This is a genomic window from Streptomyces sp., from assembly GCF_036524955.1.
Classification (GTDB): Bacteria; Actinomycetota; Actinomycetes; order Streptomycetales; family Streptomycetaceae; genus Actinacidiphila.
In genome coordinates this window covers 1-8,294 of sequence record NZ_DATDBG010000142.1, presented here as the reverse complement: position 1 = coordinate 8,294, position 8,294 = coordinate 1, and the positions used below count along the sequence as shown (strand labels likewise).

The window sequence follows — 8,294 nt, the reverse complement described above, 5'->3', positions numbered from 1 at the left end:
GCGTTCGAGGAAGCGTTCACCGTCAGGATCGAGACGGAATTCCAGGTGGCGAAGTCGAGCACGGACACGGTGCGAGTGCTCGCACCGACACCGGCTTCGACGTCCAGGATCACGAGGTACTTGTTGCCCAGCACCTGGTAGTGAATGGTGCGATTCAACAGTCGGGGATGGAAGAAGTTCCTGGCTCCCTGCACGACGGACAGGCCTGGGTTGGGGCCGCCGGTCGTCAGGGTGAGCGTCTTGCCGTCGAAGGCGGCGCTCGGAGCGCTCAGCCAGGGAGAGTTCGTGATGAACGGTCCGGCCTGGATGTTCAGCGGCGTGCATGCCATGGAAACCCCTTCGGTACGGCATGCGGGCATGGGCTGGGCACCTGTTCATCGCCCGCATATCGGACATTAAGGGCGCATGCTCGGACACGCACCGTGGTGAGGTCCGAATGCGTTCGTCACGCAGACCGCCGCCCCCGTGGCGTCCGGCGCAGGATCAGCTCGCGACGCGCTGTCGCGGGATCCTCGGGTCAGGCGTGGGCCGCGGCGCGTTTGCGGGAGGCGGCGATCTCCGCGTAGGCCGCGTCCCGGCCCTCCCAGTGGGAGCCCTCGACGGATTTGCCGGGCTCCAGGTCCTTGTAGACCTCGAAGAAGTGGGTGATCTCCAGGCGGTCGTACTCGGGGACGTCGCCGATGTCCTGGACGGGCTGGTAGCGCGGGTCGTGGGCGGGGACGCAGAGCACCTTCTCGTCCATGCCCTTCTCGTCGCGCATCACGAACATGCCGATCGCTCGGCACTCGACGGCGCAGCCGGGGAAGGTGGGGTCGCCGGTGAGGACGAGGGCGTCCAGCGGGTCGCCGTCGCCGCCGAGGGTGCCGTCGATGAAGCCGTAGTCGGCCGGGTACCGGGTGGAGGTGAAGAGCATCCGGTCCAGCCGGATGCGGCCGAGCTCATGGTCCATCTCGTACTTGTTGCGGGACCCCTGCGGGATCTCCACGATCACGTCGAACTCCACGGCGGCTCTCCCTGGGGTGGCGCTGGGTGCTGGTCGCGCAGGACTCCAGTCTGCTCCCGCCCCGGCCGCACGTCACCCGGCGCGCCCCGGCCCGCACCGGCGCGTACGGGGAGACCTGCGTCCGGACCGTACGGGAGCACGTACGCCCCGAGCCCCCGGGCCGCTCCTGCGACGCGCGTAGCGCCGGGCCGCTCCGGCCCGGCTGTCACCGCTGGACGTGCCGCAGGCGGCTGCCCGTGCGGGTCGCCCGGGGCGGGTACGGCGCGGGGTGAGGTGAAGTGGGGTGAGGTGAGGTGGGCCGCGCCCGTTCGGAGGGTGAACGGGCGCGTCCCCATCGGAGCTCTCCCGCCCCCGGCTGCGGGGTGCCGGGTGGCTCTTCCCACGCACCCGCGGAACCCGGGGAGTTCAAGCCGTGCCCGGCGGCCGGCCGCGGTCATCGGTCGCGGTCATCGGTCGCGGTCGCCGCCGCGTCCTGGGGGTGGGGGGCCGACCAGGGGTCGTTCAACTCGTACGAATGGACGCCGGGGTGCCCGGCGTACCCGCAACACGGTTCACGCGTCGCGCGGTCGGTGGACGGGCAGTCCGGGAGGGCGTACAGCGTGGTCGGGTGGTGGCCGCGCGTCCAATGTGTCCACAGGGCGTCGCCGGCGTCGGGTCCGGGGAGTTCGAGCACGAGAGCGTGACGGTCTCCGGTCCTGCGGGCTTCCGGCGTGCGGCTCACATGCCGCTCCCCGTCCTGCGGTTCAGCGGCAGCCGCGGGCGCGTACGCCACCGCCGGGCCGGTCCACGGGGCGTACGCCCATGCCGGGGACACCGCGCTCTGCCCACCGTCCTCACCCGTCATCGCGTCATCTCACGGTCGAGCATCGCCTGTGCCGCCCGGGACAGTTCGGCGTAGTCGTCGTCCGTCGGGGGAAGGCGGTCGCCCCGGCTCTCGGCCACACGCAGAGTGTCCCGCAGCGCCTCGGTCAAGCGCGTGACCAGCAGGCGGAGTTCGGTCTCGGAGCGGGTGCCGTCCGCTACGGCTGCCCGCACGTAGGTGAGCAGATCTTCGGCCATCTCCAGTTGCCGGGCTTCGAGATGGTCGGCCAGTAAGGACACGAAGCCGCGATCGTCACCCGTGCTGAGGTAGCACGGCTGCCCGTCCTGACCGGACCACGGGAGGAGGCGCATGCTCACGACACCCTTCCGATGCTGTGCTCGCTCGTACACCCGCAGAACCTGATTATGTTTCACAGAGTGAGCGTGACGCACCGAACGTGTCATTTCACTGTCTGTCCCGGGACAGTCGGGCTGTCGCGGCGCTACCTTCGAAAAACGCCTAAAAATCCCGGGAGCGCCCTTGAACACGGCCTTACGTACTGCTATGACCGACGCTGGTCTCACGCCGCGTCAACTCGCCTCGCGCGTAGGAGTGTCGGGCAAGACTGTGGAGCGGTGGATCTCTGATGAACACTTGATTCCACACGCACGGAACCGAGAGGACGCTTCTCAGGCGCTGGGAGTTGACACGGCGATGCTCTGGCCGAAGGCAGTCAGGAATTCGATCAAGACCGGTAACGACCGAGAGATCATCCGCTCCTACCCGTACCGGTCGGCCTGTCCCTCGTCCGTGTGGGGCGAGTTGATCAGGAACGCCGGGTCGGAGCTGTACCTGAGCGGGTACACCAACTACTTCCTGTGGCTCGAGCAGCCGAGCCTCGTGGAGACGCTGAGGCGCAAGATCGACGCGGGGGTACGCGTACGGTTCCTGCTCGGCGACCCGGACGGGGAGGTGACGCGTCAGCGCGAAGCCGTCGAGAACGTGGCGCTGACGGTCTCCACCCGCATTCGCATCACGCTTGAGCACCTTGACAGGCTCGGCGCACTCGATGGGCTCGAGGCCCGGTTCAGCGCACCCGAGGACGCGATGAACCATGTCTCGCTCTCGGTCTTCCGGTTCGACGACCACGCGCTCGTCACCCCTCACCTGGCCCGGCTCGTCGGGCACGACTCCCCATTGCTGCACCTCCACCGCTCCGGAGCCGAGGGGATGTTCACACGCTTCTCCGAGCACGCCGAAGAACTCTGGGAGCGCGGCACCCGCGTACAGGCCTCCTCGGAACCCGTTTCCTGACGACGAGAGCCCGGCCGCCGCAGCTCGGTCCCCCCTCGCCGGCCTGCCCGCGCTCATCGCCCGCCGCCGCCGTCGTACGGCGCGGGGTCCCCCGGGGTCTCGCCGAGGCCCGGGGTCTGGCCCGCGCGCAGATACGGGACGTCCGTGCGGCCTGCGGCCGCGTGCACCTCGTCCAGCCACGCGTCGGCGAGGGCACGTCCCGGCGGCGGGGGGCCGTACCCGGGCGCGGAACCGGTGACGGGCGCCGGCCCGGACGCGTATCCGGGCTCCGGTACGGACCCCGGCCCCATGCGGGGCGCCGGCCCGGACGGGTACGCGGGTCCGGTCACCGGCCGCCGCCCTGGACCGGGCGCGGGCTCGGGCCCCGCGGACTCCCGCGGCCCGTTCCGGACGGCCGCCGGCACGGCGAGCGTGCCGTAGCGCTCCATCCGCTGCCAGCGGAGCCGGGACCCGGCAAGGGCGGTGACGACCGACTGGATGACGACGAGGTACATCAACTGGCGGTAGACGAACTGCTGGAGGGGGAGGCTCCACAGCGCGCCGGGACGCTCGCCGTCGAGACGGAAGGCGTAGAAGCCCATCGCTGCCTGGAGGGCAAGGAAGGCCAGCCAGAGGGAGGCGATACGGACGGGATCGAGGAAGACCAGGCCGTAGAGGGCGAAGAGGTCCACGACCGGCGCGAGCAGGGGCAGGAGCACCTGGAACAGGAGGAGGTAGACCAGGCCCCGGCGACCCAGTTTGCCCGCCGCCCCGGACTGGACGAGGGCGCCGCGGTGCTTCCACATCGCCTGGAGGGTGCCGTAGCACCAGCGGTAGCGCTGTCGCCACAGGGCACCGAGGGAGGCGGGCGCCTCGGTCCGGGCGACGGCGTCCTCCTCGTAGACCACCCGCCAACCGTCCCGGCACAGCGCCATGGTGAGGTCGGTGTCCTCGGCGAGCGTCGCGTCACTGACCCCGCCGACCCGGACCAGCGCGTCGCGCCGGAACGCGCCGACCGCGCCCGGCACGGTCGGCATGCACTCGGCGAGATCGAACAGCCGCCGGTCGAGGTTGAAGCCGACCACGTACTCGATGTGCTGCCAACGTCCCAGCAGGCCACCGCGGTTGACGACCTTCGCGTTGCCGGAGACCGCGCCGACGCGCGGGTCGGCGAAGGGTTGTACGAGGGCGCGTACCGCGTCCGGTTCGAAGATCGTGTCGCCGTCCACCATGACCAGCAGGTCGTACGAGGCCGCCGCGACGCCGGTGTTGAGGGCGGCCGGTTTGCCCGCGTTGGGCTGCCGGATGACGCGGACATGGGGCAGCCGCAGCGACTCCACCAGGTCCGCGGTGCCGTCGGTCGAACCGTCGTCCACCACGATCACCTCGACCGGGTGGTCGGAGGCGAGCAGCGAGCGGACCGCGGCCTCGATGCCGGCGCGCTCGTTGTAGGCGGGCACGATCACGCTGGCCGGCGCGGTCACCGGCGGTCCCCACGAGGCGCCGCGACGGCGGGTGTGGCGCCGGGCCGCCACCAGTACCGCCACGGCTCGCAGTACGGCGAGCGCGCCCGCCGCGTAGAGCAGCCAGCCGAGGACACGTACCACCCACGCGCTCGCGTCCAGCGTGCCGATCAGGCCGAGTCCCAGCCAGTGGTCCCGGGCGCCGGCCGGGCCGGCCGGCGCCTGCCGGATGCCGACGGCCGCCGACACGGTGCTGAACGTGAAGCCGCGGGCGGTCAGTCGCGGCACCAGCCGGTCGAGGGCGGCGACGGTCTGCGAACGGTCGCCGCCCGCGTCGTGCATCAGCACGATCTGGCCCGCGGTGCCGCGCGGGGTGGCGTTGGCGACGATCGCGTCCACACCCGGCCGCTGCCAGTCCTCGCTGTCCTGGGTGGTGAGTACGGTCAGGTAGCCGTCGCCGCCGGCCGCGCGGATCGCCGCCCAGTCCTGGTCGTCCAGCGCGTCGTTGACCGAGGAGTACGGGGGCCGCAGGAGCGAACTGGTCTGCCCGGTGGCTCCGGCCAGGGCGAGTTGGGCCTCCCGCAGTTCCAGCGAGCGCCGCCAGCCGGGGACGGTGCTCAGGTCGGCGTGCGTGAAGGTGTGGATGCCGATCTGGTGGCCTTCGGCGAGGATGCGCCGCACCAGGGCCGGGTGCGCGGCCACCTGGGTGCCGACGACGAAGAACGTGGCATGCGCGTGGTGCTTTTCGAGCACGTCGAGGATCTTCGGGGTCCACGTGGGGTCGGGGCCGTCGTCGAAGGTGAGAGCGATCGTACGCGGCCGGGGTCGGGCGGTGCGGGCCGGGACGGCGGCGGCGTCGATCACCGGGCCGCCGTTGACGACGGCCGGGGGCACCGAGTGCTGGTGCGCGGCCCCGCCGCCCGGAGCGGCCGAGTCGTCGCTGATCCCGAACATGTGCTGCGTGTAGCCCTGGATCAGCAGCGCCGCGGCCAGCGTGAGGATCACCACGCTGAGCAGCAGCCAGTGGGTGCGCAGCGGGGTGTTACGGACGACGCCGCGCCGGCCGCGGCGTTTCCGTGAGCGCGAGCGTATGTCCGTGGTCATGGCGGCGCGGTCCTTCGAGGCGATCGGGGCGGCCGCTATGGGTGGCCACGGCGGGTGTGCTGGGGCACGGGATGGGTGACGGCGCTCTTCCCGTGAGTGGCGGTGGGTGCGGTCGGCTTCGGGGCGGTGGTGGGCGGGCGGGCCGCCGGGGTCGTGCTGCTCACCATGGGCGGGACGGTGCCGGCGCCGGGACTCGCACTGCCCGTGGTGGCGGGTGTGCGGTGCACGGTCGGCCGGCTGCCCGGTCCGGACCGTTCGCCCGTGGGGTGCGCCCCCGGCTCGGGCAGCGGCAGATACGGCGACGGTACGGACGGGCCGCCGAGAAGGGCGCTCAGCAGCAGCGCCACATAGCCGGCGGCGGGGATCACCAGGAACCTGCCCAGCCGACGCACACGACGCTGCCGGCGCCCGGAGGCGTCGACGAACACCGGCGCGGCGGCGGCCCGGCGGCGCGCGGCGCGTCCCCCGTCGGCACGCGGCACCGCGGGGCGCGGGGCTGCCGGGTAAGGGGCCACCGGCTGCAGAACCGCGGTCTGTACGACCGCGGGCTCGGCCGCCGGGCCGGCCGCCGGGTCGACGGCCGGGTCGACGGCCGGGTGGGCCGTTGGGTCTGGAGCGGGGGCGGGGTGCACAGCCGCGCAGAATACAAGCCGGGGTGGCTCGTTGGCGACAGAGCCCATATTCCGTATATGCCATGGTTTCAACCGGTTTGCGGTACCGGGAGCGGGGTGAGCGCTCGGCGCGTTCCCCGAGAGGAGAAGGCCTCGGGAGGGTCGGCGCCGACCCACTGCCCTGCTTCGACATCGTCGGGGTCCGCACCTGGACCGAGGCGAACGGGAAGCGGGAAAGGGCCCTCGTGGTGACCTTCACCGACGAGCCGTTGGTCACGTCGTCCCTCCGTAACGCGCGGAACCAGACGTCCGACCCGTGGGGCGTCCGCAACGAGCCGTTCCACGCCGGCACGAGCGGTCGACCGGTGGCCGGGCGGACGGTACGCGACATCGGCTTCGCCGCGGATTCGCTGCTCCAGGGGCAGTACTGCGGCCTGGGCGGGCACCCCAAGCCCGGGCTCCCCGCGGCGCCACGGGGAGCCGGGGCTTTGAAGGCACAGCTTCATCCGCAATACTGCCCGCCGTGGAGCAGCGCACAGATCCGGTCGTCCCGCCGATACAAGCCGCTGGGACCGACCCCGCATACATACCCGGTCTCACGCCACCCCCGCGCCCGGCCGCGGCAGGGAAAACGGTTTCGGACGAGGCGGCTACGAGCATGGCCGCCTCGGAGGGTGCGGCCTCGGACGAGGCCGGCCCCGAGAAGGCGGTCGCGGATCAGGCGGCCCCCGACGACACCTCCTCGGACAAGGCGGGGGCAGGCACCGGGCCCGACGCGTCGAACGAAGGCGTGTCCGGTGAGGACGCGTCGGACGAGGACGCGTCGGACGAGGACGCGTCGGACGAGGACGCGTCAGGTGACGGCACGCCGGAAGCGGCGGACCCCGGCGATACGGAGGACGGCGCGGACGAGGCCCCCCTCTTCGAGGTCTCCGACCGCCGCGCCTCGATCACCGCCGACCGCACCGGCATCACGCTGCGCCTGGACGACCAGGAGGCGGAGTTCGACTGGGACGAGATCGGCGCGGTGGAGATCGACACTCCGCGGTTCGGGCGCCGGTTCGCCATCACCGTCTACACGTCCGGCCGCCGCTGGTACCAGGCCGACGTGGAGGCACCGTCCCGCAGCACCCTCAAGTCCTGGACGGCGGAACTGGACGCGGTCCTGGACGCGCACTTCGCGGAGAACGGCGAGCCGCAGGACGCGTAGCGCGCGCCGACGGGACAACCCACGACGGCGACTGCCGCGGCGGGTTCGGTGCGCGCCGCCGAGCGGATACCGACCCGGTCGCTGCCCGTCCGCCGCCGAGCGGCAACCGACCCGGTCCGTGTCCGTCCGCCGCCGACCGCGGCGCCATCGTGGCCACCCGCACCCCCCCCCCGCGCCCCCAAGAGGGCACCCCACGCACCCCGACAGCCGCGACCGACAGGGTGGGTGCCGTACCCGTGCGCCCCCACCGCGCCGCCCTCGTAACCACCCGCACCGCCCCCCGCGCCCCCAAGACGGCACCCCACGCACCCCGACAGCCGTGACCGACCGGGTGGGTGCCGTACCCGTGCGCCCCCGACCCCGGCCGCCGTCGCCCCGCTCGCCGCAGTTCCCCGCGGCCCCACGGCCTTATGCCCCCCGGGAGGCTCCCCCGGGGTCCCCGCCCAGGTCGGGGGCTGGGTGGACGCATAGGCTGGGGGCCGCTCGCTCCGGAGTGGAGGGGAGAGGGCCGGAGGATTTCGCGGAGGAACCAGGACAGGAGCAGACCGATGGCGGGCAGTGCGGGGACGATCGCGGGGTCCGGGGGGCGGTTGCGGGCGTGGCTGCTGGAAGGGCTGTCGGACCGGGCGAAGCGGCAGCCGGCACCGGATGCCGAGCAGGTGGGCCAGCAGCAGGGCCGGCGGTGGTGGCGGGTGATGTGCCTGACCGGGGTGGACTACTTCTCGACCCTGGGCTATCAGCCGGGCATCGCGGCGCTGGCCGCCGGCCTGCTCAGCCCGATCGCGACCGTCGTGCTGGTGGTGGTGAC

8 protein-coding genes and 1 pseudogene are annotated in these 8,294 nt (G+C 72.6%); 3 read left to right on the top strand and 6 right to left on the bottom strand.

Going from position 1 to position 8,294, the window contains the following annotated elements:
- From VIW71_RS11520 to VIW71_RS11505, 4 genes are all read right to left on the bottom strand, one after another.
- On the bottom strand, positions 1 to 329 hold a 329-nt coding region (locus VIW71_RS11520; RefSeq protein ID WP_331622002.1), incomplete at its 3' end, for a hypothetical protein.
- 188 nt (positions 330 to 517) lie between these two features.
- Entirely contained in the window at positions 518 to 1,003 is a 486-nt protein-coding gene (locus tag VIW71_RS11515) for an inorganic diphosphatase (protein WP_331622001.1), read from the bottom strand.
- A gap of 433 nt (positions 1,004 to 1,436) precedes the next feature.
- Positions 1,437 to 1,847, bottom strand: a complete 411-nt coding sequence (locus VIW71_RS11510; protein WP_331622000.1) for a hypothetical protein — start codon at positions 1,845 to 1,847, stop codon at positions 1,437 to 1,439.
- The gene (locus VIW71_RS11505; RefSeq protein WP_331621999.1) at positions 1,844 to 2,176 is read right to left on the bottom strand and encodes a hypothetical protein; all 333 of its coding nucleotides are present in this window, start codon (positions 2,174 to 2,176) and stop codon (positions 1,844 to 1,846) included. The genes VIW71_RS11510 and VIW71_RS11505 overlap by 4 nt, the downstream gene beginning before the upstream one ends.
- A 343-nt stretch (positions 2,177 to 2,519) precedes the next feature.
- On the opposite strand from VIW71_RS11505, the gene VIW71_RS11500 reads away from it, so the two are divergent.
- The gene (locus VIW71_RS11500) at positions 2,520 to 3,119 is read left to right on the top strand and encodes an XRE family transcriptional regulator (RefSeq protein WP_331621998.1); all 600 of its coding nucleotides are present in this window, start codon (positions 2,520 to 2,522) and stop codon (positions 3,117 to 3,119) included.
- Between the two features lie 53 nt (positions 3,120 to 3,172).
- Here the strand turns inward: VIW71_RS11500 and VIW71_RS11495 are convergent, their stop codons facing one another.
- Both VIW71_RS11495 and VIW71_RS11490 read right to left on the bottom strand, forming a co-directional pair.
- The gene (locus VIW71_RS11495) at positions 3,173 to 5,665 is read right to left on the bottom strand and encodes a glycosyltransferase (protein ID WP_331621997.1); all 2,493 of its coding nucleotides are present in this window, start codon (positions 5,663 to 5,665) and stop codon (positions 3,173 to 3,175) included.
- Between the two features lie 35 nt (positions 5,666 to 5,700).
- Positions 5,701 to 6,297: a hypothetical protein gene (locus tag VIW71_RS11490; protein ID WP_331621996.1), complete on the bottom strand. Its 597-nt coding sequence runs from the start codon at positions 6,295 to 6,297 to the stop codon at positions 5,701 to 5,703.
- Between the two features lie 637 nt (positions 6,298 to 6,934).
- Between VIW71_RS11490 and VIW71_RS11485 the strand changes: the two genes are divergently transcribed.
- Entirely contained in the window at positions 6,935 to 7,486 is a 552-nt protein-coding gene (locus VIW71_RS11485; RefSeq protein WP_331621995.1) for a hypothetical protein, read from the top strand.
- A 548-nt stretch (positions 7,487 to 8,034) separates the two neighbouring features.
- Positions 8,035 to 8,294 (top strand): annotated as a pseudogene (locus VIW71_RS11480) (amino acid transporter); the annotation flags it as partial.